This is a genomic window from Pseudoalteromonas sp. NCCP-2140 (assembly GCF_023708065.1).
In the GTDB taxonomy this organism is placed as follows: Bacteria; Pseudomonadota; Gammaproteobacteria; order Enterobacterales; family Alteromonadaceae; genus Pseudoalteromonas.
The window spans coordinates 155,364-181,663 of sequence record NZ_BRCZ01000003.1 but is presented as its reverse complement, the minus strand read 5'-3'; the positions used below and the strand labels follow the sequence as shown (position 1 = coordinate 181,663).

Here is a 26,300-nt window from a genome sequence, read left to right as displayed (position 1 = left end):
GTATTGTTAAGTACTGTGATTAAGCAGTGCTTTGAGTTTTGCGGGCTTAACGGGTTTACTAAGGTAATGAATTTGTTCTTCTTTGGTTTGCTGTTTTAGGGCTTCATCACGCACCGCTGTGATTAAAATAGCAGGCACAGGGCTTTGCCAAATTTCTCTTAGGGTTTTAATAAGGGTTATGCCATCGCAATCATGACCCAGCTGGTAATCCATTAAGATCACATCGGGCGCTCGATGCTCTTTGGCATAGGCCATCACGGTTTCAACTTGATCAAAGAGCTGATAATTTGCCTGCCACTTTTGCAATAGGCTTGCCATGGCATTAAGGTTTTCTGGGTCATCATCCACCGCAATAATATTCATTGCACTGCGGTTCTCAACCCCTTTTTTAGGCGCCTCTTTTTGTTGAATAAATTGGCTTTCACCATAAGGTACTTCAATACTAAAGCGGCTACCTTTGCCAGGCGTTGAGCTTACATCTAAACGTAAAGAGAGTAAGTCGGCCATTCGTTTTACAACTCCTAAGCCAAGACCCACCCCTTTGTTATCACCGGCTTCAATACGATAAAAATCATTAAAGATTTTCGCTTGCTCTACTTCTGTAATGCCGGGGCCTGTGTCCCATACTTCAATCCGTAAATGATGTTTGCGTTTGCGACAAGCAATTAAAACTCGGCCACTATCGGTGTATTTAACCGCATTTGACACCAAGTTTTGAATAATTCGTCGTAAATAAGTGATATCACTGTGAACGATAACTCCCTTTGAACGTACCGTCAGTTTTAAGCCTTTTTCGCTCGACATAATGGCGTATTCATTTTTCAGCGGGGCAAGTATGTCATCAATACTAAAGTGACGCGGAGTAGGGGTCATTGCTCCTTGTTCGAGCTTGGCAATTTCTAACAGCGCCGACATCAAATGCACCGTTGAATCTAAGCTTGCACCCAGCTTTTCAAAGTTATTTAAGTTGTTGCTCGAAAGGGTTTTATCATCAATAGCTGCAAGATATAGGCGCGCCGCATTCAGCGGTTGTAAAATATCGTGGCTAGCCAAGGCTAAAAATCGCGTTTTACTGTCATTAGCTTGCTCAGCCTCTTTTTTGGCTAAAGTAAGTGCTTGCTCAGTTTGTACTCGGCTATCGATTTGTGCTTGTAAATCTTTATTGATAGTACGGATTTCTTGAGTACGCGCTTCAATACGGTTTTCAAGATCCATGTTTACTTCTTCAAGCGCATTTTGCGTTTCGATATGCGTGGTAATATCAGAGAAACTTGTCACAAAGCCGCCATCAGGCAGTGGGTTACCAATCATTTCGAACACTTGGCCATTACGGCGGTGACGAATAAAGTGATGGGGCGTGCCGTTTTTAAGATGCTGCACGCGCTTTTCTACATGGCGTTCAACTTCACCGGGGCCACATTCACCGCGCTCGGCATTGTATCTAAGCACATCTTCAATTGGTTGGCCTACTTCGAGAAAATCATCTGGGTAGGCAAACATCTCTGCGTAGCGCTTATTCCATGCCACTAAATTAAGTTCTTTATCAACAACCGAAATACCATGGCTGAGGTTTTCGAGAGAGGTAAATAATAAGTTTTGATTAAATTGCAGGGCCTGTGTGGTTTCATCAAAAAAGTTAACCACTTCTTCAAAGGCCATGCGTTTACCAGAAGCAACCGTGTGGATCAGCGCTTGTGCTGAAGATGCGCCAAGTACACCGGTTAAGGCACGTTCACAATAAGCAATAAACTCGGGCTCAGGGTGCGCGTTGTTATCATCTAAGTTATGTGATAACGCAAAATGAGCCAGCACTTGCTGCGAGCGCTGCACGCCTAAGAAGGTTTGCAGCAGCACTTTAAAGTCGTAAACAGTGGCTTTTACGTTTTTATTTAAACGTCTGGCGAATACCGCTTGCTCTTTGGGATTAACAAAAGCAGCTGCTTGAATTTTATCAATTAAACGTTCATCTGCACCGAGCGAAAAACTTATGTAGCAGCCAATATTGGCAAATAAGGCGATTAGAGTACCACGAGTAATAAGTGTTTGTTGCAGCTCTGCATTTAAGGTATTGCCTGCATCTAAAATAGGCAGCATTAAAAATAAGACCCAGCAAATAAAGCCTGCTAATAACCCGGCATAAACCCCATAAGCATGGCCTTTTCGCCAATAAAGACCACCTACAATAGCTGGGAGTAATTGCGATACCAAAGAAAAGGCCACTAAACCCATACTAGCCAGTGCTTTACCATGGCCAAACCATTGCTGGTAGAAATACGACAAAATCAAAATGCCAGCAATTGTGAAGCGTCTCACTAACAGGATTTGCGACTTATAGCTGCTAGTAATCAGGTTACGTTTAAACTTACGACGCAGCATTAACGGCAGCACTACATCGTTTGAAATCATGGTACTGAGCGTGAGTGTGGCTACAACAATCATCGCTGTAGCCGCTGATAGACCGCCGATAAATACAAAGGTCGTTAAAAAGGCGTTTTCGTGCATCAGTGGTAGGGCTAATACAAAGCTATCTGGTGAGAAGCCACTGCCAATGCCAGGGTGTATAGCTGCCGTTGCAATAGGGAAAATCATTGCTGCAGTTAGTAACAAATACAGGGGGAATGCCCAGCGGGCTGTATAAAGGTGGCGTTTATCTTGGTTATCGACCACAGTTACGTGGAATTGCCTTGGCAAACAGATAATCGCCGCTGCGGCCATTAATGACTGGCCGATAAAGTTAAAGCTAAAAAAGTCGAAGTTCTGCCAATGTTGCCAAATTGAGCCCGTTAGCTGCTCGGTCTGCACCGTAGTTAAATTAAATAATGTGTATAAAGCAAGCCCAGCAACGGCCACCAAAGCTAATAACTTAATCATAGACTCAAAGGCGACAGCGAGCATTAGCCCTGAGCGATATTCGGTTACATCGACTTTGCGCGTACCAAAGAATATCGCAAACATCGCCATAATGAGTGTTGCCGAAAGGGCCAGCACAGAGCCAGAAATACGATCGTCGTTTTGCAGCAGTAAGAAGCTGCTACTCAGTGCTTTTAATTGCAGAGCGATATACGGAATCGTCGCCAATAAAGCGATAATTGTCACCATAATGGCGGTGGTTTGCCGTTTACCATAGCGAGCTGAAATAAAGTCGGCGATGGTCGTAATATTTTGTTTTTTACTGACCAGTACTAATTTGCGTAAAAACCCTTGGCCAAAGAAAAAAAGCAACGCAGGGCCGATTAAAATAGGTAAGTAATTCCAACTGCTGGTGGCTGCTGTACCAACTGAACCGTAGTAGGTCCAAGACGTACAGTAAATCCCTAATGAAAAAGAATAAACAAATGGGTGGTGACTAATTCTTTTAGCAAGAGGAGTGGTTTTGTCTCCCCAATTTGCCAACCAAAACAACACGCCAATATAGGCGAGTGCAACAAATAAAAGCGCAGCTGTCATGTTTAAATTCAGTAATTATTGTAATAACACTACCTTACCAGAATTATGCGCGATTTCGATGGCAAGATTTTTTGCAATAATAATTAATGAAATGCAAGTTATTGAAAATTAATGAATAGTACTGTTTTATGTATCTTTATTAGACTAATGTCGCAGATCATTCGTTTTTACTATTTTCGCTATTTCGCAAATTTATCTTTATAGGTTAAGTTGTTGTTAATTATTGTTTTTTACCATCCATTAACAAATGGTGTTTTGCAGTTTACGTAAACGTAAACTAGCTGTTACGACTATGGTCTCAATTCCATAAATCAGAACCCTTGCTAACTTAGTTAATGACAACTAATACCACTCATTACTTTCTTGTAATGCATAAGGGGATAAAAAATGGCTTTTAAAGATGAAGAACAAGCAAAAGCTTATTGGGCGGAAAACCTCGCACTGCTATTTAAATTATTAGCAATTTGGTTTGTCGTGTCATTTGGCTTCGGCATTTTACTAGTAGACGTACTTAACGAGATACGTTTCTTTGGGTTTAAACTCGGCTTCTGGTTCTCCCAGCAAGGCGCTATTTACACCTTTGTTGCTTTGATTTTTGTTTACGTTTTCAAAATGAATACGTTAGATAAAAAATATGGCGTAGACGAATAGGAGCTAAGCAATGGATGTTCAAACACTCACATTTATTATCGTCGGTTTAAGCTTCGCGCTTTATATCGGCATCGCAATCTGGGCTCGTGCTGGGTCAACAAATGAGTTCTACGTTGCAGGGGGCGGTGTACCGCCGCTAGCAAATGGTATGGCAACTGCTGCTGACTGGATGAGTGCGGCATCGTTTATCTCAATGGCGGGTATTATCTCGTTTGCGGGCTATGACGGTGGTGTATATCTAATGGGTTGGACAGGTGGTTATGTACTACTTGCACTTTGTTTAGCTCCTTATCTACGTAAGTTTGGTAAGTTCACGGTGCCAGATTTCATCGGTGACCGTTATTACTCACAAGCTGCACGTGTTGTTGCAATTTTATGTGCCATCTTTATCTGTTTCACATACATCGCAGGTCAAATGCGTGGTGTGGGCGTAGTTTTCTCTCGCTTCTTAGAAGTAGATATTGAGACCGGTGTTTACATTGGTATGGTGATTGTATTCTTCTACGCTGTATTAGGCGGTATGAAGGGGATTACATATACGCAAGTAGCTCAGTACTGTGTACTGGTATTTGCTTACCTTGTTCCAGCAATCTTCATTTCAATGATGATGACAGGTCACTTCTTCCCACAAACAGGTTTTGGTGCAACGCTTAGCGATGGCTCAGGACAGTTTGTCCTCGATAAACTAGATGGGCTCAGTACCGAGCTTGGCTTTGCGCAGTACACCGAAGGCTCGAAGAGCATGATTGATGTATTCGCAATCACAGGCGCACTAATGGTTGGTACTGCAGGTTTACCGCACGTAATCGTTCGTTTCTTCACTGTTCCACGTGTTAAAGACACGCGTATCTCAGCTGCATGGACACTTGTTTTCATTGCAGTTGTTTATACAACAGCACCTGCTGTAGCGTCATTCGCTCGTGTAAACATGATTGATACAATTAACGGTAAAGATGGTAGCGGTACAGAGTACGCAGAAGCACCAGCTTGGGTTAAAAACTGGGAAAGAACAGGCCTAATCACCTTTAACGATAAAAATGGTGACGGCAAAATGTTCTACTCAGCAGGTAAGATTGATGATCCAAACAGCGCAAACGAAGTTAAAGTTGACCGCGACATCATGGTACTTGCAAACCCTGAGATTGCAGACTTACCAGCATGGGTGATTGCATTAGTAGCAGCAGGTGGTATCGCAGCAGCGCTATCAACAACAGCAGGCTTACTATTGGTGATCTCGACCTCGGTATCGCATGACTTATTAAAACGCACCTTAAAACCAGATATAAGTGACAAACAAGAGCTACTAGCAGCGCGCCTAGCTGCGATGATAGCGATTGTAATTTCAGCTTACTTTGGTATTAACCCGCCAGGGTTCGTGGCCTCGGTTGTTGCCTTTGCCTTCGGCTTAGCAGCGGCGAGCTTCTTCCCAGCCATCATTATGGGTATCTTCTCTAAGAAGATGAATAAAGAAGGTGCGATTGCGGGTATGGTGACAGGTATTACATTCACAGCGGCTTATATTATCTACTTCAAGTTCGTAAGCCCTGAATTGAATACACCTGCAAACTGGTTATTTGGTATTTCACCTGAGGGTATTGGTCTGGTTGGTATGATTGTTAACTTTGTGGTTGCAGCTATCGTACTTAAACTAACGGCTGAAACACCAGTTGAAATCCAAGAAATGGTTGAAGGTATCCGTAATCCTAAAGGTTCGAGCGCAGCACACGCGCACTAATAAAACCATTTTATAAGAACACACTCTTGAAGTTCAAAAGCCCGACTTAAGTCGGGCTTTTTATTTATTTCAAACAGGGGTAGTGTAGATATTGTCTCTATTTTATAGCGAGAATGACCATGAATACCGAGCAACAGGAAGTCGCCCAATTTGTCATGCAACAAACGCCATTTAATCAGCTTGATGGCGCTGCCAGTGAGTATTTTGTAAACCATCTCGATATTATTTATCTGACCCGTGAGAATCAAAATCAGTGGTTAAGTTCAGATAATCTCAGATTATTTTTAATTCGCTCTGGCGATTATGATTTAGTCGACCCAAAAGGCGATGTGATTACTAAGTTATCGAGTGGCGATTACTTTGGTTTTCCTTCACTGTTAACTGGCGAAGCGATTCAAAATAGCATTTCAGTGCAAAAGGAAGGCATTGTTTACATGCTAAACCAAGCGGCATTTGATTACTTACGCCGTGAGTATAAAGTGTTTGAGCAATACTTTGTTCGCGCCCACAAAAACCGTTTATTGTCTTCTCATTATAAAAGTCAAAACGACAGTTGGTCGGAGAAGAAAATTTGCGAATTGATGAATCGCAAAGCCGTCACCTTGGCGCCAGATGCAAGTATTCGTCAAACCGCTAAAAAAATGAAACAACAGGGTGTTTCGTCGATTATGCTAACTGAACATGATCGCCTCGTTGGGGTTGTCACCGACAGAGACTTGCGCAATCGCGTATTGGCCGATGAGGTTGACCCTCAAGAGTCAGTAAGCAGCATCATGACGTGTAAACCCAAGTTTATTTTTGAAAATAACCGCGTGTTTTCGGCGCTGCACTTAATGCTTAAGCACAATATTCACCATTTACCAGTGCTTGATGAACATCACAAACCCCTTGGTATGCTCACCAGTACTGATTTACTGCGTCAGCAAAAAAGCGACCCAGTACAATTAATTGGACGAATTTATAAAGCGCATAGCGTGGTTGACTTAAAACGTTATTCGCAAGAGATACCCGGTTTATTAAAAGGTTTTTCAAACAATATTGATGATATCTCCTTGATTGGTAAATTATTAAGTGGTTTAACCGATGCACTGACTTCGCGTTTGATCCGTTTGTTTCAAGAAGATAATGGCGCGGCACCAACCAGCTTTAGTTTTATTTGTTTTGGTTCACAAGCAAGGGAAGAACAAACGCTGCATTCAGACCAAGATAATGGCCTGTTGCTACCTGATGATTTAACAGAAGAACAACAAGATTACTTTAAACGCATGGGCGAGTATGTCTGTGAGCATTTAATTGAGTGCGGTATAAAACGTTGCCCTGGCAATATTATGGCGAGCAATGCAGCGTGTCGAATGGGCATTAACGATTGGACAGAAAAGTTTCATAAGTGGATCACCTCACCGACACCAGAGGCGATGCTCAATTGTAAGATATTTTTTGATCTACGCTTCATTGAAGGCTCAACCACCTTATATGCGCGCTTTTGTGAGCAGCTAAAACGCATTTCTAAAAATGACTTATTCTATGCAGCTATGGCGAGCGACATTAAAAATACCCCAGTGCCCATTGGTTTGTTTAATCAATTTAAATTAGAAACTGACGAAAAACAGCATAAGTACCTCGACTTAAAAAAACGCGGTGTGGTGATCATCAACGACATAGTACGTTTATATTCGCTTAAAGCGGGTATTCAGCGTGCTAATACGCAAGAGCGTATTGATGCGTTAATGAAATTTTCGCTACTCAATAAAGATGACTTATATAACCTAAAAGACTGTTGGCGCTTTTTAACCCAGCTTCGTTTAGGCACGCAAATTAACGAAGAGGGATTGCCTAGCAACTGTATTAACCCAAATGCGTTGAATTCATTAGAGCGACATCAATTAAAAGAAGCATTTTATTTGGTTAAACAGGCACAGCAAGCGGCCGCCTTTAAGTTTGCTCGTGGTAGTTTATAGGAGGCGTTATGGTTAAACGCTGGTTAAGTCGGTATTTAGCGCGCAAGCAACTTTTGGCAGCCGATGCCTATAAAGAGCGCTACGTAGTGATAGATATGGAATTAACGGGCCTTGACCCTCGCCAGCACGAAATTGTCTCAGTGGCGTGGGTAATGATAGAAGATCAGTGCATTAAGCTCAGCGGTGCGCAGCACTTAATAAATAAGGACGTGCAAAGCTTAGAACAAAGCCCGATTTACCACGGTATTGCAAAACAAGACATAGATACAGGTGAAAGCCTCGAAACCATTCTTGGCAAGCTGCATCAGCATTTTGGTGAGTGCATTTTAGTGTTTCATAATGCGGCACTTGATTGGGGGTTTTTAAAACAGGCCTGCAGAACGCTTGGCTTAGATGCAAAAGCGCGTTTAATTCTTGATACCTTTGTTATTGAAAAAAAACGCCTGCACCAGCAAGGCCACGAAATTGGCCACGATGATTTAACACTTAGCGAATGCCGTAAACGCTACAACTTACCGAATTACAGCTCGCACCATGCCCTTACTGATGCCATGGCAACGGCCGAATTATTCTTAGCACAGTGTCATCAAATTAGTCGTGGTAAGGCATTGAAAGTAGGGGAGCTAGTGTGAATCAGTTAGAATTAAAAGTGCCCCCAGTTTTGCTGCTGCTGATCATTGCGTTGATGATGTGGGGCATAGCAGACTTGTTTACGAGTTTTAGCTTCTTGTTTTTTGCATCATCTTTTGTAGCACTACTCATAGCATTTTCAGGTGTGATGTTTGCTTTATTAGGAGTTTATCAATTTCGCAAGCAAGGCACGACCGTTGACCCTCGAATTCCAGAAAAGTCGGCGAGTCTTGTTACAAGTGGTATTTATCAATTTAGCCGTAACCCAATGTATGTTGGTATGTTACTAATACTAGTTGGTTGGGGTATTTATCTTGGTAATATTGCGAGTTTTATTATGTTGCCGGTATTTATTCTCTATATGAATCGATTTCAAATTATGCCAGAAGAAACGTTTATGGCAGAGAAGTTTGGGTCAGCATACCAGCAATACAAAAAATCTGTTCGTCGTTGGCTTTAAAGGAATACAGAAAGCTATATAAGGTCGCTAACGCAGTTTTACTTACCTTGCCCTCTTATAAAAACTTCAAAGGTCGATTACCAAAACTGCGCCATCTAAAACATGCTAAGCAATTTTTATTTCACCTGACCTCTTATAATAATGTGTAAGGTCGATTACAATACCGCCATCTAAAAGGCAGCTGCCTTTATCTGCAAGCAAATAGAGTGGATTTTCTTCTTCATGGCAATCAAACTTGCAATTAATGGTTTTGGTCGAATCGGGCGTAACATCGTCCGTGCTCTGTATGAATCAGGGCTTGAAGATCAAATCAAAATTGTCGCTATTAACGAATTAGCCGACCCTAAGGGCATTGCCCATCTCCTTAAATACGATACATCTCACGGCCGCTTTTCATTCCCAGTTAATCTTGGCGAAGATACTTTAACGGTTGCTAACGACTCTATAGCCTTATTTGCAGAAGAAAACCCTGCAGAACTGCCTTGGCAAACTCTTGATGTTGATGTGGTTCTTGAATGTACGGGGGTGTATCACTCTCGTGAACATGCAGAACTACACTTAGCTGCTGGTGCAAAAAAAGTATTGTTTTCACAGCCTGCAGATGCTGATGTTGATGCCACAATTGTGTATGGTATTAACGATGATGAGCTAAAAGCTGAACATACGATTGTTTCAAACGGTTCATGTACCACAAACTGTATTGTGCCAGTAATTAAAGTGCTGGATGACGCATTTTCGATTGAATCTGGGGCTATTACAACGATTCATGCCTCGATGCATGATCAGCAAGTGATTGATGCGTATCATCATGATTTACGTCGTACTCGCGCTGCAAGCCAGTCTATTATTCCGGTGGATACAAAGCTTGCTCGTGGTATTGAGCGTATTTTGCCTAAGTTTCATAGTCGCTTTGAAGCCATTGCTGTTAGGGTACCAACTATCAATGTGACGGCGATGGATTTAAGTGTAACAGTGAATACAGATGTGAATTTAGCGACTGTCAATCAAGCACTTAAGTTAGCTGCAAAAGACCGCCTTGACGGTATTTTAAGCTATACAGAAGAGCCATTGGTATCGGTAGATTTTAATCATGACCCACATTCTTGTATCATAGATGGCACTCAGACACGTGTTAGTCATAAACGACTGATAAAGTTGTTAGTGTGGTGCGATAATGAGTGGGGCTTTGCGAATCGTATGCTCGACACTGCGCGTGCGATGATGGCTGTAAGCCAATAATTTATAAATATAATATTAGTATCGTTAACTAAGGAGAAGTCCATGTCGGTCATTAAAATGGCAGATTTAGATTTAAACGGCAAACGCGTGTTAATTCGTGAAGATTTAAATGTGCCTGTAAAAGAAGGTAAAGTGACCTCTGATGCACGTATTCGTGCAGCATTACCAACTATCAAATTAGCGTTAGAAAAAGGCGCTAAAGTAATGGTGATGTCACACCTTGGCCGCCCTACGGAAGGGGAATATGATGAAGCGTTTTCGCTTGCCCCTGTGGTTAATTATTTAAATGATGCCCTTGAGCAAACAGTTCGTCTTGAAAAAGACTACCTAGAAGGCGTAGACGTTGCTGATAACGAAGTTGTTGTTTTCGAAAACGTGCGTTTTAACGCTGGCGAAAAGAAAAACGACGAAGCACTGTCTAAAAAACTTGCTGCATTATGTGATGTTTACGTAATGGACGCATTTGGTACGGCTCACCGTGCACAAGCATCGACTCACGGTGTGGGTTTATTTGCTGATGTTGCATGTGCAGGTCCACTACTTGCGGCAGAGCTAGACGCATTAGGTAAAGCGCTTGATAACCCCGCTCGTCCTTTAGTTGCTATCGTTGGTGGCTCTAAAGTATCAACTAAGTTAACTGTACTTGATTCACTTTCTAAAGTGGTTGACCAACTTGTAACAGGTGGTGGTATCGCGAATACCTTCATCGCAGCAGCAGGTTACCCAGTAGGTAAATCTTTATTTGAAGCTGATTTAATTGATGAAGCAAACAAATTAAGTGCTGCGGCAAAAGCTAATAACGGTGAAATACCGGTACCAACTGATGTTGTTGTAGGTAATGAGTTCTCAGAATCTGCAGTGGCAACATTAAAAGATGTGAATGAAGTAACAGACGAAGACATGATCTTCGATATTGGTCCTGATACAGCAAACCAATTAGCAAAAATCATTGCTAATGCGGGTACCGTTGTATGGAATGGCCCAGTAGGTGTATTTGAATTTGACCAATTTGGTAACGGCACACGTGCTATTGCTGATGCGATTGCTAATTCAAGTGCATTCTCGATTGCTGGTGGCGGTGATACGCTTGCAGCGATTGATAAATACGGCATTGCCGATAAAGTTTCTTACATTTCAACAGGTGGTGGTGCTTTCCTTGAGTTTTTAGAAGGGAAAAAATTACCAGCAGTTGCTATGCTTGAAGAGCGCGCTAAGTAATTAGTGCGTATACCAGCGTAGTTATTAAGTAATTACGCTGGTTCAGCTGTTAATAAAATACCTCTCACCCTCGTTTTATTTACAGCTGTTACGGTAGGCGCGAGCTTTTCGTGATGCAGTGATGCATCAAAAAATAACTTATCCGTTCAAACTAGATAGTAGGGAACTACTGTCGATACAATTTGGAGAATACCAAATGGCTTTAATCAGTATGCGACAACTTCTTGATCATGCAGCTGAAAATGGTTACGGCGTACCTGCGTTTAACGTTAATAACCAAGAGCAAATGCGTGCAATTATGGAAGCGGCTGACAAAACAAACAGCCCGGTAATTGTACAAGGTTCAGCAGGCGCACGTGCCTATGCTGGTGCCCCTTTTATTCGTCATATGATTTTAGCAGCCGTTGAAGAATGGCCTCATATCCCAGTTGTAATGCACCAAGACCACGGAACTTCACCAGGTGTATGTCAGCGCTCAATCCAGTTAGGCTTTTCATCAGTTATGATGGATGGCTCATTAATGTCTGATGGTAAAACTCCTTCAAGCTACGAATATAATGTTGATGTAACTCGTCAAACCGTTGAAATGGCACATGCTTGTGGTGTGTCTGTTGAAGGCGAGTTAGGTGTTTTAGGTTCACTGGAAACAGGTGAAGCAGGTGAAGAAGACGGCGTTGGTGCAGAAGGTAAATTGTCTACTGATCAAATGCTAACAGATCCTGAAGAAGCCGCTGATTTCGTTAGTAAAACTAAGGTTGATGCACTTGCTATTGCTTGTGGTACATCACATGGTGCGTACAAGTTCACTCGTCCACCAACAGACGATATCTTAGCGATTGATCGCATTAAAGAAATCCACGCGCGTATTCCTAACACACACTTAGTAATGCATGGTTCTTCTTCTGTTCCACAAGAGTGGTTAGAAGTGATTAACCAATACGGTGGCGAAATCCCTGAAACATATGGCGTGCCAGTAGAGCAGATCATCGAAGGTATTAAATATGGTGTTCGTAAAGTTAATATCGATACCGATCTTCGTTTAGCATCAACAGGTGCAATTCGTCGTCACTTAGCTTTAAACCCAGCTAACTTTGATCCACGTAAATACCTAGCTGAAGCAACGAAAGCAATGACTGAGATCTGTGTTGCTCGCTACGAATCGTTTGGTACGGCAGGTCAAGCTGGTAAGATCAAGCCTATCTCTTTAGATGATATGCATCTTAAATACTTATCAGGTGAACTTGATCCACAAATTAAGTAATTGATAGTAATTTGAAAAAGCCGGCTTTATGCCGGTTTTTTTATGATTCGATCAAGGCGGATCAGCGATATACTTACTCGTGTTTTTCAGGATCACTGTTTTACTAACCTTCGCTTTCACGGATCATTATTTTACTAGTTGTATACTGATCACAGGCTTTTCTTTGCTCATCTTTTAAACGAAATGCTGAGCCTCTTAACATTAAATCAACAAGCTATCTTATTCTCTAAGTAAAAAACTGATCTGAAGTTGATCTTCTTAGTAAAAATCTGATCCTGATCTGATTAAGTTGGTAGATCAGTGATCCGTGATTTTTATGTGAAATATCTCCTCCTCGCCTTGACCAAAAGCCCTTTATGTTCGATTTTTAAGTTATTGCTTAAATTGAGGATCGCTACCATGAATAAACCTGCCATGATGTTGTCGAGCTTTGCAATGTGCATTATTTCTTTTCATAGTGCTGCCGAAGCTGTAGATGTGTATGGTCGGGCCCATTTAGGGGTTGCTAATAGCGACACTGGCGATGGCAGCGAAACGTCTATTGAGAGCTATAACTCTCGTATGGGGATCAAAGGCAGCGGTGAAATAAGCGATGGGTTGAAAGCCGTATATAAGTTTGAATTTGCAGTAAATGCGGCTGATCAAGATAGCGATGGTAAAACTGAAGAGAATATTACCGCGCGTAATCAATATGTTGGTCTACAAGGCAGCTATGGGCAGGTAGTGCTTGGTCGTCACGATACGGCGTTAAAAGTATCGCAGGGTAAAATTGATTTAATGAACGACTTTAATGGTGATGTTAAAGCCTTATTTAATGGTGAAAATCGCCTTGGCGATGTGGTTCATTATAGTTCGCCAATTGTCGGCAATATGCAATTTGTGGTCACTTACATTGCTGAAGATAACTCCAAACAAGATGAAGAAACCGGTGTTTCTGCGGCATTTATGTATGGTGATAGTAAATTTAAGAAAACGCCTTACTTTGTTAGTGTTGCCCACGACAGTAAAGTAGCCGGTTATGATACAACGCGGTTTACGGCGCAAGGTAAATTAGGCGATTTAACCTTAGGCGGTATGTATCAACAAAGCGAAAAAGTCACCGGTTCTGACAAAGAAGATGGCTTTTTAGTGAGCGCATCTTACAAAATCGATAAATATAAGTTATTGGCGCAATATCAAGATACTGATGGCAGCTTTGGTAAGTTGAAAGATTCGGGTAGTGGTACTTCTATTGGGGTTGAACGAAGCCTGTCAAAACAAGCACGTATGTACATGTGGTATACGCAATTTTCACTAGATAATAATGCTGATGAAGATCATCTTGCAGTCACTTTAAGGTATGACTTTTAATCCGAAATTTACTATTTAAGCGTAAAAAATGGCTATTTTTGCGTTGATTTTTTTGCGCTTTTTCAATTACTCGTTAGACTTTCATAAAAATGTCATACTTAGTCATAATAATGAAACCAGTTCGCTAACGAAAGAGATAAATTGGAATGTCACGTAAAGTACTAGTCGTCGATGACGAAGCGCCTATCAGAGAGATGCTGGTTTTTGTTTTAGAGCAAAATGGTTTTCAAGCAATTGAAGCAGAAGATTATGACTCTGCGATTGAAGCTATGGTTGAACCATACCCAGATATGGTTTTATTAGATTGGATGTTACCTGGTGGTAGCGGTATTCAAATTGCTAAGAAATTTAAGCAAAACGAATATACTCGTCAGATCCCTATCATTATGCTGACTGCTCGCGGTGAAGAAGAAGACAAAGTACGCGGCCTTGAAGTAGGTGCAGATGATTACGTAACCAAACCATTTTCTCCTAAAGAATTAATGGCGCGCATTAAAGCGGTTATTCGCCGTGTTTCACCAACCTCATTAGAAGAAGCCATTGAAGTTCATGGCTTACGCCTTGACCCAATCTCACACCGTGTAACATCAGAAGGTAGTGAATTAGATATGGGGCCTACTGAATTTAGATTACTACATTTCTTCATGACGCATCCTGAACGTGTTTACAGCCGTGAACAATTACTTGATCATGTATGGGGAACAAATGTATATGTAGAAGACCGTACTGTTGATGTACATATTCGTCGTCTACGTAAAGCGATTGCACCATTAGGGCATGACCGTTTAGTGCAAACCGTTCGCGGTGCAGGCTATCGTTTTTCAAGTAAATTATAAGTGTCATGGCAATGACCTTAACAAGCTAATTTACATACTTAAGGTAAAGTGAGTGTATGTATCGAGTAGTGAATAAACAGGCGTTAGCAAAACGCCTGTTTATGTATTTCTTACCCTTGTTATTAGTTGGCGTACTTGTAGGTGCGCCTTTTTTGCTTTTATTTTTAGGCTCTTTTGCACTTTTAATTTGGCATTATCATCAATTATATCGCCTCAGCGATTGGCTTCTTAATCAACGTAGTTTTAACCCACCCGAAGGGGAGGGAGCATGGGAGCAAGTCTTTGAAGGGATCTATCATTTACAACACCGCAACCGTAAAAAACGCAATGAATTGGCAGACTTAATACGCCGCTTTCGTGACGGCGCCGAGGCTGTGCCTGATGCGGTGGTTGTATTACAAAAAGATCTTAGCATCATTTGGTGTAACCAATTGGCTTTAAAAGTTTTAGGGTTACAGTGGCCTACTGATCATGGGCAACGCTTAGATAATCTTATTCGCGATCCTAAGTTTGCAAAGTACATGCATAAAGCCTGTTTCGATGAACCGCTCGAGCTTGATGGTGGCCACAGCTACGATCAAACCTTAGAGTTTCGTGTTATGCCCTATGCAAGTTCACAGTTGATGATGGTGGTGCGTGATGTTACTCGCTTAAAGCAACTTGAGCAGATGCGTAAAGACTTTGTGGCCAATGTTTCTCATGAGCTGAGAACACCACTTACGGTGGTAACCGGTTACTTAGAGATGCTTGATTCAGATAGCTTACCACCTCCTGCTATGTGGCACAAAGCGCAAACGACTATGCTCGAGCAATGTAAGCGTATGGATAGCTTGGTCAATCAACTACTATCTTTGTCGCGTATTGAAGGGGCACGTCGTCAAGATAACGATAAACCTGTCAATGTGCCGCAGCTTCTTACCTATATTCAAACCGAAGCACAGTCATTGAACCAAGACAAAGGCCATGAGCTTATCTTTAATGTTGATGCGAGCTTAGACATTAAAGGGGCCGAAGACGAATTACGTAGTGCCTTTTCTAACCTTGTTTTTAATGCCATTCATTACACCAAGCCAGGTGGCAAGATTGTGGTTGATTGGCAGCTTAAAGATAACCAAGCCGCATTTAGTGTGACCGATAATGGTGATGGTATTGCCGCAGAGCATATTAACCGTTTAACCGAGCGTTTTTATCGTGTCGATAAAGCTCGTAGCCGTACGACAGGTGGATCTGGGCTAGGTTTAGCAATTACAAAACATGTACTTACAAGGCATGATAGTCGTTTAGATATCAGCAGTAAATTAGGACAAGGCTCGACCTTTGCGTTTGCATTTGGTAGCGAAAAAGTCGTGCGTATTGCAGGTAATACCAAAAAAACTGCAAAGTCATAAAAATGTCATTAAAGGGTAATCTAACTGTCATCTAGTGTCATTAGAGTAGACCGCAGTTAGGAAATGGGACGAACAAATCGGAGTAACCCCTATGAAATTCAAAAATCTCGTTGCCGCAATGGGTGTGGCTGTAACAACATTTGTATCAGCACAAGCAGCTGCAGTTGATAAAGATATGCCTGAGTACACTAAAACAAGTGGCATCTCTGGTAACTTCTCATCTGTTGGTTCTGACACTCTTGCAAACATGATGACGTTCTGGGCAGAAGAGTACAAACGCTTCTATCCAAACGTAAATATTCAAATCCAAGCAGCGGGTTCTTCAACTGCTCCTCCAGCATTAACTGAAGGTACAGCAAACTTCGGCCCAATGAGCCGTCGTATGAAGTCAAAAGAAATCGAAGCATTCGAAAAGCGTTATGGCTACAAGCCAACTGAAGTTCGCGTTGCAATCGATGCTCTAGCTGTATTCGTACACAAAGATAACCCAATCAAAGGTTTACGTATTGACCAAGTTGATGCGATTTTCTCTTCTACACGTAAATGTGGTGCAAGTGAACAAGTTAATCGTTGGAGCGAAGTAGGTCTTGAGGGTGATTGGGCTGCAAAAGATATCCAGCTTTACGGTCGTAACTCAGTATCAGGTACTTACGGTTACTTCAAGAAGAAAGCACTTTGTAAAGGTGACTTCCGTAACAACGTAAACGAACAACCTGGTTCTGCATCTGTAGTACAGTCAATCTCTTCTTCAGTGAACGCGATTGGTTACTCAGGTATCGGTTATAAAACATCAGGTGTACGCACAGTTCCACTTTCTAAGAAAGGCGACAACTTTGTTGATGCAACATTAGAAAACGTAGCAACAGGTAAATACCCACTGTCTCGTTTCTTATACGTTTATGTGAACAAGCACCCTAATAAGCCGCTTTCACCAATCGATGCAGAGTTCTTAAAAATGGTTCTTTCTGTAGACGGTCAAAAAATTGTAGAGAAAGATGGTTATGTGCCACTTTCAGGCAAAATGGCAATGGCTGAACTTAAAAAGCTAGGCCTTCTGTAACAACCATACAGACATAGATGAAAAAACCGCTCATTGAGCGGTTTTTTTTCGTTTAGCTTTTGGCAAAGAGCTTGGCTTTAATACGTTGCTGAGCAATACGTACTTGCTTGCGCTTTTTACCCGAGGGTGCCTTAAAGCTTTGAATAGGCATTACCGTTGGGTATTCATTAGGTAGTGCAGGCACACTAAAGTCAGCGAGTTCATCTTTTGGCAAGCCAATTTCTTGTTGATGTACACGAAGTGCCGCTAAGGTATCATCGTTTTCAACTTCACTTGGGCATAAAAATAAACCCATTTTACGCATTTTCACACCTAAGCCGATGCTGCTTGAGTAGCGTACAATTGGCGCTGCTAAAATAAGGCCTACTAAAATAGGTGATAACCACCAAAAGAAAGTCGGTGTGTAATAGTAGGCAACTGAGCCCCAGATAATCGCAGTAATAGTCGAAAATAACGTATAACCAATCGCTTCTTTCCACGGTACCATTCTGCCTTCGCGAGGTTGTGCATCCCAGCTAACTTTTTTGCCTAAAAATACGCACACGACAAAGTAGCTATGAAACACCATCATTAAAGGGGCAATCACAATCGCAAAAATAGTTTCGATGAGTGAACCGGCAATTAACTTCATCGTACCGCCAAAGGCTTTATTACGGTGCACTAAAGTCACAATTACGCCCATTAATTTAGGCAGTAACAACAATACAGCTGTAATAAATAACAACGAATCAATTAAATCCGTTTTAGCAATTTGCCAGGTTGGGAAAAGTTGATAAGCATGGTTAAAGTACACGTCGCTATTAAGTGCACGAGTTACTGCATCTAAGGTACTTAATGCCAGCATAGATAACCAAATTAACGATGAAATATATGCTGTGGCACCAAATAAAAAATGCATTTTACTCATTAGCTTAAGACCTGATTTAGGCAGTAAACCTAAATGCTGGATATTACCTTGCACCCAGCGTCTATCACGAATCGCGTAATCGAGAATGTTACTTGGTACTTCTTCGTAACTGCCTTCAACATCGCTAAGCAGTAACACATCCCAACCACTGCGGTGTAGCAGAGAAGCTTCTACAAAGTCATGACTTAAGATCTCACCACCAAATGGGGCATTACCTTTTAGAACAGGTAGGCCGCAGCACTTTGTGAATGCTTCAACGCGAATAATCGCATTGTGGCCCCAGTAGTTTGCTTGGTTTGTTTGCCAAAAAGCAGAACCAGTTGCCAGCATTGGGCTATATAAAATTGATGCAAACTGTAAAAAACGACCAAAAAACGTGTCTTGGCGAACTGGAATCGGGATCGTTTGGATCAAGCCTGATTTTGGATTGCTGATCATGCTAGAAGTCAGTTCAAGCATACATTGACCCGTCATAATGCTATCGGCATCAAGCACAATCATGTGGTCGTATTGGCTGCCCCAACGTTCACAAAAATCAGTTAAGTTACCCACTTTACGGTGTTTATTATCTTCACGGCGACGATAAAAAGTATGCTTTGCTAAATCACCTAAGCGCTCAGTAAGTGCATTCCACGCTTTAAGTTCATTACGTGCAATTTCAGGGTCTTGCGTATCACTTAGCAAGTAAAAGTCGTAATGCGGCATTTGCCCTGTTTTAGCCAGCGAGCGTAAACTTACTTCAAAACCGGCGATGACACGCTCTGTATCTTCGTTGTAGATAGGCATAACAATGGCTGTTTTAGTTTGGCTCAAGGCATGCTGATTAATCTCGATTGGCTTTTGACGTTTTAAGGTCAACGGGTCAATACGAAATAATTGCAAGATGAAGCCCATACAGCCACTACAAAAGGCTGTAACAATCCACGCGAAGGTAACTGTAAATAATGCCAGTAAAGCGTACTCAAGCGGGGTCATGCCGTTAGAATTTAAAATATCGAACATGATCCACACGCCATAGGCGGTAATGGTAAGCGCTAGGCTCGAAAAAAGCCAAGCGCGGGTCTTCTTAAATGGCATTGCTGTTGCCTTTAATGCTTTACTATTGGACGTCGTTTGGATACCAGACATAGCTCCATACCTCGCTGATTTCTTTATCACGTAGTTTTAACGATAAGCGCATATCAACAGGCTTATCTCCCTCTGGCGCCACTTTAAATGCTACGCGCCATCCTTGATTGTTTGGTAACTGCTGTACCGTTTTATCGCTTATTTGCCCAGCAGAGAGTGTAAGATCCGCCTGCATGGCAAAATTAGCTGATAGTTGATTAATGGTTTCGCCACTAAAATCAACGGTAAATTGGCGGTGGCTTTTTGGTGGTGGATTGTCTTCACCAGGTAATGCTGCACTACCAATTCGGGTTCTTAACACACTCGCTTTATCTTGAGTTGCAAGCGTGGCATTGAAAGTCGACAGCTTGTAACTAAAGCTTAAGCTGTCACCAGCTTTCATAGACTGCTCTGGCACCCAATAGCTAACAATATTGTCGTTAGTTTCGGTATCTGTAGGGATTTCTACTAACTCAACACGCCCTTTACCCCAATTACCCACTGGCTCAATCCACATGCTCGGACGGTTGTGATAATGCGCTTCGGTATCAAGGTAGTTATTAAAGTCTCGGTCTCGCTGTGCAAGGCCAAAGCCTTTAGGGTTCTCGTAGCTAAACGAAGTGACACTTAATTTTTTTGGGTTATTCAGTGCACGCCAAATCCATTGACCTTGTTCTGATTGCATTAATAGGCCATCAGAATCATGTACTTCAGGGCGGTAATCATCAAAAAACTTAGTACTATTTTCACCGTGGTAAAACATACTTGTTAGCGGGGCTATGCCGAGCTTTTTAATGTCTTTACGGGCAAAAATTTGCATCTCGGTTTTTACTTCAGTGTTAGTAGAAGGTGTTAGTTCAAAACGATAGGCTCCCGACACTGAAGGGCTATCTAATAATGCATAAAGCACGATGGTAGTATCTTCGGGTGCAGGTTTTACTAACCAGAACTCTTTGAAAACAGGAAATTCTTCGCCTGAGCTCAGTGCTGTATCAACTGCAAGACCTCGAGCTGACAGACCATATACTTGATGCGGGCCAACTAAACGAAAGTACGAAGCACCTTGGAAAACAGCCACTTCGTCTTTGTACTCATTGTTATTTAGTGGGAAATGCAAACGAAAACCTGCATGGCCAAGTTGTGTATTGGCAATCGCGGTACTGATCTCTTGCTCTAACGGGGCAGCAGTTGCATCGTAACGATAGTAATCTGTTTTAAAAGGTAAACTTTTTACTTCGGCATTTTGCTCAAGAGTATTAATTGCAACCGGTGAGCGATATAAAAAGCCTGGGTGGAATAGCTGCATTTCATAAAGGCTTTGATCTTTCCAAATTGCTTGCTCAGTACGAAAACGGATTGCACGATAGTCTTGGTAATTGATGCTTGTGAGCGCCTCAAGTTCAAGATCTTTCGGAGCTACATAAGGCTCAGAGGCTAATTTTTTCGCACGTGCAGTGATAACTTCAAATAGCTTTTCTTCTGGAATCGTGATCATTGCAGGCTTAAGCTCAACAGCAGCAGCACTATCCTCTACTTGCTGTTTTTCATTTTCGGTTGCTTGAACCTCAGCGGCTGTTTGTTCTGTTTCAGTTGCTTTTGGCTGCTCTGGGTCTTCAACTGCGTAACTATGACCTGCGCTGATGGCTAATAATACGCCCAAGAAGGTCTTCTTTTTAATAGCGCTGAAGAGCTTAGTTCGGGTTTCTGGTTTCATTCAATTTTCCTTTAGCCGTAAATCACGTTAATTCTTTCATATCTCATAGCAATTGCTGGGCCCAAAATAAAAACTAATAATCTCAATGGCTTTGAGTTGGTGCAGCTAAATGCGAAGAGTAAAATTTTGAAATTAGTGAGAAACAATTACACAGTTGCAGTTGTTTATTCGTCACCAATATGGAGAAGTTTAATGAACGAAAGCTTGCCCTAATATGAATAGCTTAAAGGGTAAACAAAAATATGAACAAAATTACCAGAGGCTTAATTGTGAAAGCGAAATTGTTATCAGGAGGGGGAGTGCAGGCACCGAATAGGTTATCAGTGCCTTAAAAAGCGAGCTGTTGTTATTTAACTTCGCCTAACTTTTCTGCATTAGCTTTACATTGGTTGTAAGCTTCAATGCACTTGTTGCTACAGACTTTATGAACTAAGCCATCAGCAGTGCTTTGTTGCTCACAGCTTGCTTCGCATTGATAGTTTTGCTGAGCACATTGCTGCATTTCTGGGTTGTCAATTTTGCTTGAGCAGGCAGACAGTAATGTCATAGCAAACAATGTTGCTGCAATTGCTGGTAGTTTTTTCATGCTTATCCCTAGTTTATGTCTTTTCTTTGCAATCCATCTTACCCAGATTGTTGCTATTTAATCCAGCTCAACTTGTAAATTGTCAATTAATCGTACTGAGCCCAAATAAGCAGCAGCTAAAATAACAAGTTGTTTATCAGCCGCGGTGGCTGGTTTTAGTGTTGAGCGCTCTGCAATCGAATAATAGTCAGGTTTTAGTCCAGCCTTTTCAAGCTGTACTTTTGCATCTGCCTCAAGTGCTGCAATGTCTGCGCTGCCTTGTTTAAGTGCCGTTGCAGTATTATTTAGTGTGGCAAACAGTACTTTTGCGGTGTCTTTTTGCTCATCAGATAAATAGCCATTACGAGAGCTCATTGCTAAACCAGAGATTTCGCGGCAAGTAGGTACGCCAACAATTTCAACTGGAATAGATAAGTCACGCGTCATGGTTTTAATAACCTGTAGCTGCTGAAAGTCTTTTTCGCCAAAACAAGCAAAGTCAGGTTGTACCAAATTAAATAGCTTAGTGACAACGGTTGCAACGCCTTTGAAGTGACCAGGGCGCGAGCCTCCACAGTAACCCATAGAAACACCCGGTACATCGACAAAGCTTTGCTCGCCTAAACCATTTGGGTAAATCGTTTCAACGGATGGGGTAAACACGATATCAGTACCAAGATCTGCTAAACCTTGTTTATCTTCGTTTAGTGTGCGCGGGTAACTATCAAGGTCTTCATTGGCACCAAATTGCATCGGATTTACAAAGATACTCACAACCACTTTATCAGCCAATGTTTTGGCTTTTTCAACAAGTGAAAAGTGACCTTGGTGTAAATTGCCCATGGTAGGCACTAGCGCAATGCTCAGGCCCGCTTGACGCCAAGCTTTGATTTGGCTGCGTAACGATTTAATTTCAGTGATTGATTGCATTTATTTAAACTCGTGTTCGGTACTTGGGAAAGCACCACTTTTTACATCTTCACAATACTTTTGCACTGCTGCTGGCATATTGCCGGTTTCTAATAAAAAATTCTTTGAAAACTTAGGGATATAACCTGCCGAAATACCAACTAGGTCGTGCATTACTAAGATTTGCCCATCAGTTTGATTACCTGCACCAATACCAATGGTAGGAATGTTTAGCTCATCAGTAATACGTTTAGCAAGCTCACTTGGAATACATTCTAAAACAAGTAACTGTGCACCTGCCGCTTCAAGTGCTTTCGCATCGCTGACCATTTTATCGGCTTGAGATTGCTCACGACCTTGAATTTTAAAACCGCCAAAAACATGCACTGACTGAGGTGTTAAGCCTAGGTGGCCACATACTGGAATACCTTGTTGGGTCATCGCACGAATGCTGTCGTGCAGCCATTCGCCACCTTCAAGCTTAACCATGTTTGCCCCAGCACGCATCAGCTCTGCTGCATTTTTACAGGCATCAGTTGGGTTGGCATAGGTCATAAAAGGTAAGTCAGCAATCACAAATAATTCGCGGCTACCGGCACGCACACAGCGAGTATGGTATGCAATATCTGTGTTGGTTACAGCAAGGGTGTCATCAGCACCTTGCAATACCATGCCTAGTGAGTCACCAACTAAAATCACCTCGACGCCATTATCATGAAACAATTTAGCAAAGCTGGCGTCGTAAGCCGTTAATGCGGTGATTTTTTGTTGTTCTTGTTTCATTTTATTGAGAGTTGAAACGGTGATTTTAGACATAATTTCCTCTAAGGCTTAGCCTTGGTTGATTACTGCTGAGGGAGTTGTTGTAAATCGTTTAAAGGCAACGTTTTTGTTATATCAGCAAGTGATTGATTATTCGGTAATACAAGTGTTGGTGCAATTTCTAACAAGGGATAAACAACAAATTCTCGCTCTGTTAAGCCGTAATGAGGCACAGTTAAGCGAGGGGTGTTTATCACGTCATTACCGAACAATAAAATATCTATATCAAGGGTACGCGGACCCCAGCGTTCTTCTTTTCTAACACGGCCATGCTCAAGCTCAATGGCTTGAGTTAAATCAAGCAACTGCTCTGGCTTAAGTGCAGTTTTAACACACGCGACTGCATTTACATAATCGGGTTGATCTTGTGGCCCCATTGGTTTGCTTGCGTAATCATGGGATACACAAACAAACTCAACATCTTTTAATGCTTTTAGGGCAGTGACAGCAGCATGAATTTGTTTACGTGGTGTGTTTAAGTTGGCACCTAAACCTAAATAAACGGTATGCATACTTAGTCTACTTTTTTCTTGCGTGGGCGACGACGGCGCTTAGGGCCACCTTGATGTCCTAAACTTTTAACCATCTCTTTTTGGCCATTGATGTCTTGGCTTAGGTAGGTTGTCCACCAATCAGCAAGCTCTTTTTGTTGCTCTTCGCCAGCTTGCACACGCAGTAATAAGAAATCATAAGCGGCTTTGAAGCGAGGCTGTTGAGTGAGCCTATAAGCGCGCTGACCACCTCGTTTATCAAGGCGTTGCTGAATATGCCAAATATCGCGTGCACCCAAGGTGAAGCGTTTTGGTACTGCTACCTGTTGCGCGTTTTCACTCAGTACTTTGTTCATTGCTTGTGCAAATGCATCGTACTCTGAAAGTTGATCGCGTTGTTGTAACTTTTTAGTAATGCTCAGTAATGGGAACCACAATAAGGCTGCAAAAATAAAGGCTGGAGTGACTTTTTTATCAGCATTAATACGTTTATCGGTGTTTTTAAACATTTGCAGGATAAACGTATGTTCAAAGCCTTCAGGGTTGGCATCTAAGATTTTATCAAGCGCAGGAAATAATGCTTTGAATAAACCATACTGGCGGAGCATTAAGTAGTTTTCTTCTGCTTTGCCGTTTAAGAACAATTTGAGTGATTCTTCAAATAAACGAGCTGGCGGAATATGATCAAGCAAGTTAGCAAGGCTTTTAATTGGCTTTTCGGTGCCAGGTGCAATGCTCATTCCTAGTTTGGTGGCAAAACGCACTGCACGTAACATGCGCACAGGGTCTTCACGGTAACGTGTTTCTGGGTCGCCAATTAGCTCAATTTGTTTTGCTTTTATCGCGCTAATGCCATTGGCATAGTCATAAATACAAAAGTCATTAATTGAGTAATAAAGTGCATTAATCGAAAAGTCGCGGCGCTCAGCATCTTCTTCAATACTGCCATAAACATTGTCGCGCAGGAGTTGGCCGTGTTCACTTGATTGGCTAATTTGATTTTTGCTTTCTTCAGCTTCGTGATGGCCACGCATGGTCGCCACTTCAATAATTTCTCGACCAAATACAATATGCGCTAAACGAAAGCGACGACCAATTAAGCGACAGTTACGAAATAGCTTTTTGATTTGCTCTGGGGTTGCGTTTGTTACAACGTCGAAGTCTTTGGGTTGTTGGCCTAACAATATATCTCGAATACAACCACCTACAAGGTAGGCATCAAAACCACCTTCTTTAAGGCGGTACAATACTTTGATTGCATTTGGGCTAAATTGTTTGCGCGAAATACCATGTTCACTGCGTTCGATCACCAAAGGTAACTCGCTCGTTGGCAAAGCATCACTTGATGTCGTGGCATTTGGGCCAATAATCTGCCGACAAAATTGAAAAAGCTTAGAAATAATAATCTGTCTCCTACGACGCGGACTTTGCGACTCATCAAGTATAGCGTTTGTTTGATACTTCGCCGATGTGAGATTGACGTGTAATCAGTGTGTTTTAAATGGCGCTAAATTAAGGTGTTGATGATTCGCACACTTTGGGTCGCTATCATATACCAGCAGGGCTGAAAAATTAAGTTACTCGGCCTTTAAAATTGGCAATTTATTTTTCAATAGTAACAAAGTTACAAAAAGGAGAGTTTGGATCCTCGCTAACTTGTATTTCTTGCACCTTTGGTATGTGTTCAAGGCGGTAAGTTTCAATAGCCCAAGCTAACATCTGATCGATATTTAACGATAAAAGTGAGCTTTCTGGCTTTAAGCCTAAAAAGCGCAAGGCATCGAACAACGCGGGCTTTGGGTCTGATTTTGCTATTGCCGGAGCGTAATTTTGTTTTGATAGCTTAAAACCGGGTTTAGCTACTGCTAAAGGTAGGTGGGCGTATTCTGGGGCCGGTTTATTTAGCTGCTTAAACAAACTGAGTTGTCGTGCGGTCGGTTCGAGTAAATCAGCTCCGCGAACGACTCTTGTAATACCTTGTGTAATATCATCGGCGACTACGACCAGTTGGTAAGCAAATAAACCATCGCTGCGCTTTATTAAGTAATCTTCTTTGGCAAGTTGGCTATCAACATACACTTCACCTTGAATTAAATCATGGTAGTGACTGGTTGCAAATTGCTGGGTTAAACGTAGCGCTGAATCAGTTAAAGCGTGGTTTTTATACCGGCAGTGGCCTTGGTATATTCCACCGATTGCTTTAATTTCTTTGCGCGTGCAATGGCATGCATAAACAAGGTTTTGCGAAATTAACTCGTCAACAATGGCTTGGTATTGCTCATGACGCTGGGTTTGGTATATGACTGGCTCGTCCCAGTAAAGGCCGTAAGCCTCTAAGGTATGTAATATATCGTCGCTAGCACCGCTTACAACACGCGTTGTGTCGATATCTTCAATGCGTACTAACCATTTTCCTTGATTGGCTCTTGCATCAAGGAAGCTACCCACAGCCGCTATAAGTGAGCCAAAATGTAATGGCCCTGAAGGGGATGGCGCAAAGCGGCCACGATATTCACGCATTGGCGTGTTAACGGCTGTGGTAGACATGGGCT

Annotated in this window: 21 protein-coding genes; 12 read left to right on the top strand and 9 right to left on the bottom strand. The window is 42.0% G+C overall.

Features of this window, described 5'->3' with window-relative positions; genetic code table 11:
- Positions 1–6: 6 nt before the first annotated feature.
- Positions 7–3,447: a PAS-domain containing protein gene (locus NFU46_RS07470; RefSeq protein WP_251600948.1), complete on the bottom strand. Its 3,441-nt coding sequence runs from the start codon at positions 3,445–3,447 to the stop codon at positions 7–9.
- A gap of 387 nt (positions 3,448–3,834) precedes the next feature.
- Here NFU46_RS07470 and NFU46_RS07465 point away from each other — a divergent pair, with 387 nt between their 5' ends.
- The 12 genes from NFU46_RS07465 (at position 3,835) to NFU46_RS07410 (ending at position 17,233) form a co-directional block, all read left to right on the top strand.
- Positions 3,835–4,098, top strand: coding sequence for a DUF4212 domain-containing protein (locus tag NFU46_RS07465; protein ID WP_054551160.1), 264 nt, complete (start codon positions 3,835–3,837; stop codon positions 4,096–4,098).
- Positions 4,099–4,108: 10 nt separating this feature from the next.
- The gene (locus NFU46_RS07460; RefSeq protein WP_251600946.1) at positions 4,109–5,833 is read left to right on the top strand and encodes a sodium:solute symporter family protein; all 1,725 of its coding nucleotides are present in this window, start codon (positions 4,109–4,111) and stop codon (positions 5,831–5,833) included.
- 119 nt (positions 5,834–5,952) lie between these two features.
- Entirely contained in the window at positions 5,953–7,791 is a 1,839-nt protein-coding gene (locus NFU46_RS07455; protein WP_058585783.1) for a DUF294 nucleotidyltransferase-like domain-containing protein, read from the top strand.
- An 8-nt stretch (positions 7,792–7,799) separates the two neighbouring features.
- Positions 7,800–8,423, top strand: coding sequence for a 3'-5' exonuclease (locus NFU46_RS07450; RefSeq protein WP_251600944.1), 624 nt, complete (start codon positions 7,800–7,802; stop codon positions 8,421–8,423).
- A complete protein-coding gene (locus tag NFU46_RS07445; protein ID WP_251600942.1) occupies positions 8,420–8,881 on the top strand; it encodes an isoprenylcysteine carboxylmethyltransferase family protein in 462 nt (153 codons plus the stop codon). The genes NFU46_RS07450 and NFU46_RS07445 overlap by 4 nt, the downstream gene beginning before the upstream one ends.
- 222 nt (positions 8,882–9,103) lie before the next feature.
- A complete protein-coding gene (epd, locus tag NFU46_RS07440; RefSeq protein WP_054551164.1) occupies positions 9,104–10,120 on the top strand; it encodes an erythrose-4-phosphate dehydrogenase in 1,017 nt (338 codons plus the stop codon).
- A 42-nt stretch (positions 10,121–10,162) separates the two neighbouring features.
- Positions 10,163–11,338, top strand: a complete 1,176-nt coding sequence (locus NFU46_RS07435) for a phosphoglycerate kinase (RefSeq protein ID WP_105174837.1) — start codon at positions 10,163–10,165, stop codon at positions 11,336–11,338.
- Positions 11,339–11,534: 196 nt separating this feature from the next.
- Complete coding sequence (gene fba / locus NFU46_RS07430; protein ID WP_251600940.1) at positions 11,535–12,599, top strand: class II fructose-bisphosphate aldolase; 1,065 nt, start codon at positions 11,535–11,537, stop codon at positions 12,597–12,599.
- 399 nt (positions 12,600–12,998) lie between these two features.
- Complete coding sequence (locus NFU46_RS07425) at positions 12,999–13,949, top strand: porin (protein WP_251600938.1); 951 nt, start codon at positions 12,999–13,001, stop codon at positions 13,947–13,949.
- 146 nt (positions 13,950–14,095) lie between these two features.
- Entirely contained in the window at positions 14,096–14,785 is a 690-nt protein-coding gene (phoB, locus tag NFU46_RS07420; RefSeq protein WP_054551169.1) for a phosphate regulon transcriptional regulator PhoB, read from the top strand.
- Positions 14,786–14,841: 56 nt separating this feature from the next.
- A complete protein-coding gene (phoR, locus tag NFU46_RS07415; RefSeq protein ID WP_251600936.1) occupies positions 14,842–16,173 on the top strand; it encodes a phosphate regulon sensor histidine kinase PhoR in 1,332 nt (443 codons plus the stop codon).
- 91 nt (positions 16,174–16,264) lie between these two features.
- On the top strand, positions 16,265–17,233 hold the full coding sequence (locus tag NFU46_RS07410) for a PstS family phosphate ABC transporter substrate-binding protein (protein WP_054560880.1): 969 nt from the start codon (positions 16,265–16,267) through the stop codon (positions 17,231–17,233).
- 52 nt (positions 17,234–17,285) lie between these two features.
- Here the strand turns inward: NFU46_RS07410 and mdoH are convergent, their stop codons facing one another.
- The 8 genes from mdoH to gluQRS all read right to left on the bottom strand — a co-directional run bounded on the left by mdoH (position 17,286) and on the right by gluQRS (position 26,295).
- Entirely contained in the window at positions 17,286–19,268 is a 1,983-nt protein-coding gene (gene mdoH / locus NFU46_RS07405; protein ID WP_251600933.1) for a glucans biosynthesis glucosyltransferase MdoH, read from the bottom strand.
- A complete protein-coding gene (locus tag NFU46_RS07400; protein ID WP_251600931.1) occupies positions 19,240–20,961 on the bottom strand; it encodes a glucan biosynthesis protein in 1,722 nt (573 codons plus the stop codon). Before NFU46_RS07400 ends, mdoH begins: the two co-directional genes overlap by 29 nt.
- Positions 20,962–21,307: 346 nt before the next feature.
- A complete protein-coding gene (locus tag NFU46_RS07395; RefSeq protein ID WP_058585751.1) occupies positions 21,308–21,547 on the bottom strand; it encodes a hypothetical protein in 240 nt (79 codons plus the stop codon).
- A gap of 57 nt (positions 21,548–21,604) precedes the next feature.
- Entirely contained in the window at positions 21,605–22,456 is an 852-nt protein-coding gene (gene panC, locus NFU46_RS07390; protein WP_251600929.1) for a pantoate--beta-alanine ligase, read from the bottom strand.
- Positions 22,457–23,251: a 3-methyl-2-oxobutanoate hydroxymethyltransferase gene (gene panB, locus NFU46_RS07385; RefSeq protein WP_063530220.1), complete on the bottom strand. Its 795-nt coding sequence runs from the start codon at positions 23,249–23,251 to the stop codon at positions 22,457–22,459.
- A 29-nt stretch (positions 23,252–23,280) separates the two neighbouring features.
- Positions 23,281–23,769 (bottom strand): 2-amino-4-hydroxy-6-hydroxymethyldihydropteridine diphosphokinase, encoded by a 489-nt coding sequence (gene folK, locus NFU46_RS07380; protein ID WP_251600927.1) that lies wholly within the window; start codon positions 23,767–23,769, stop codon positions 23,281–23,283.
- 2 nt (positions 23,770–23,771) lie between these two features.
- Positions 23,772–25,058, bottom strand: coding sequence for a polynucleotide adenylyltransferase PcnB (pcnB, locus tag NFU46_RS07375; protein WP_236702902.1), 1,287 nt, complete (start codon positions 25,056–25,058; stop codon positions 23,772–23,774).
- Between the two features lie 292 nt (positions 25,059–25,350).
- Positions 25,351–26,295 carry a tRNA glutamyl-Q(34) synthetase GluQRS gene (gluQRS, locus tag NFU46_RS07370; protein ID WP_251600925.1) on the bottom strand — a complete coding sequence of 315 codons (945 nt, stop codon included), beginning with the start codon at positions 26,293–26,295 and terminating at the stop codon, positions 25,351–25,353.
- Between the last annotated feature and the right edge of the window lie 5 nt (positions 26,296–26,300).

Excerpts from the sequence above, each read along its gene's own strand:
- NFU46_RS07470 (WP_251600948.1), bottom strand. The coding sequence starts at position 3,447 with ATGACAGCTGCGCTTTTATTTGTTGCACTCGCCTATATTGGCGTGTTG.
- NFU46_RS07465 (WP_054551160.1), top strand. The coding sequence starts at position 3,835 with ATGGCTTTTAAAGATGAAGAACAAGCAAAAGCTTATTGGGCGGAAAAC.
- NFU46_RS07460 (WP_251600946.1), top strand. The coding sequence starts at position 4,109 with ATGGATGTTCAAACACTCACATTTATTATCGTCGGTTTAAGCTTCGCG.
- NFU46_RS07455 (WP_058585783.1), top strand. The coding sequence starts at position 5,953 with ATGAATACCGAGCAACAGGAAGTCGCCCAATTTGTCATGCAACAAACG.
- NFU46_RS07450 (WP_251600944.1), top strand. The coding sequence starts at position 7,800 with ATGGTTAAACGCTGGTTAAGTCGGTATTTAGCGCGCAAGCAACTTTTG.
- epd (WP_054551164.1), top strand. The coding sequence starts at position 9,104 with ATGGCAATCAAACTTGCAATTAATGGTTTTGGTCGAATCGGGCGTAAC.
- NFU46_RS07435 (WP_105174837.1), top strand. The coding sequence starts at position 10,163 with ATGTCGGTCATTAAAATGGCAGATTTAGATTTAAACGGCAAACGCGTG.
- fba (WP_251600940.1), top strand. The coding sequence starts at position 11,535 with ATGGCTTTAATCAGTATGCGACAACTTCTTGATCATGCAGCTGAAAAT.
- NFU46_RS07425 (WP_251600938.1), top strand. The coding sequence starts at position 12,999 with ATGAATAAACCTGCCATGATGTTGTCGAGCTTTGCAATGTGCATTATT.
- phoB (WP_054551169.1), top strand. The coding sequence starts at position 14,096 with ATGTCACGTAAAGTACTAGTCGTCGATGACGAAGCGCCTATCAGAGAG.
- phoR (WP_251600936.1), top strand. The coding sequence starts at position 14,842 with ATGTATCGAGTAGTGAATAAACAGGCGTTAGCAAAACGCCTGTTTATG.
- NFU46_RS07410 (WP_054560880.1), top strand. The coding sequence starts at position 16,265 with ATGAAATTCAAAAATCTCGTTGCCGCAATGGGTGTGGCTGTAACAACA.
- mdoH (WP_251600933.1), bottom strand. The coding sequence starts at position 19,268 with ATGTCTGGTATCCAAACGACGTCCAATAGTAAAGCATTAAAGGCAACA.
- NFU46_RS07400 (WP_251600931.1), bottom strand. The coding sequence starts at position 20,961 with ATGAAACCAGAAACCCGAACTAAGCTCTTCAGCGCTATTAAAAAGAAG.
- NFU46_RS07395 (WP_058585751.1), bottom strand. The coding sequence starts at position 21,547 with ATGAAAAAACTACCAGCAATTGCAGCAACATTGTTTGCTATGACATTA.
- panC (WP_251600929.1), bottom strand. The coding sequence starts at position 22,456 with ATGCAATCAATCACTGAAATTAAATCGTTACGCAGCCAAATCAAAGCT.
- panB (WP_063530220.1), bottom strand. The coding sequence starts at position 23,251 with ATGTCTAAAATCACCGTTTCAACTCTCAATAAAATGAAACAAGAACAA.
- folK (WP_251600927.1), bottom strand. The coding sequence starts at position 23,769 with ATGCATACCGTTTATTTAGGTTTAGGTGCCAACTTAAACACACCACGT.
- gluQRS (WP_251600925.1), bottom strand. The coding sequence starts at position 26,295 with ATGTCTACCACAGCCGTTAACACGCCAATGCGTGAATATCGTGGCCGC.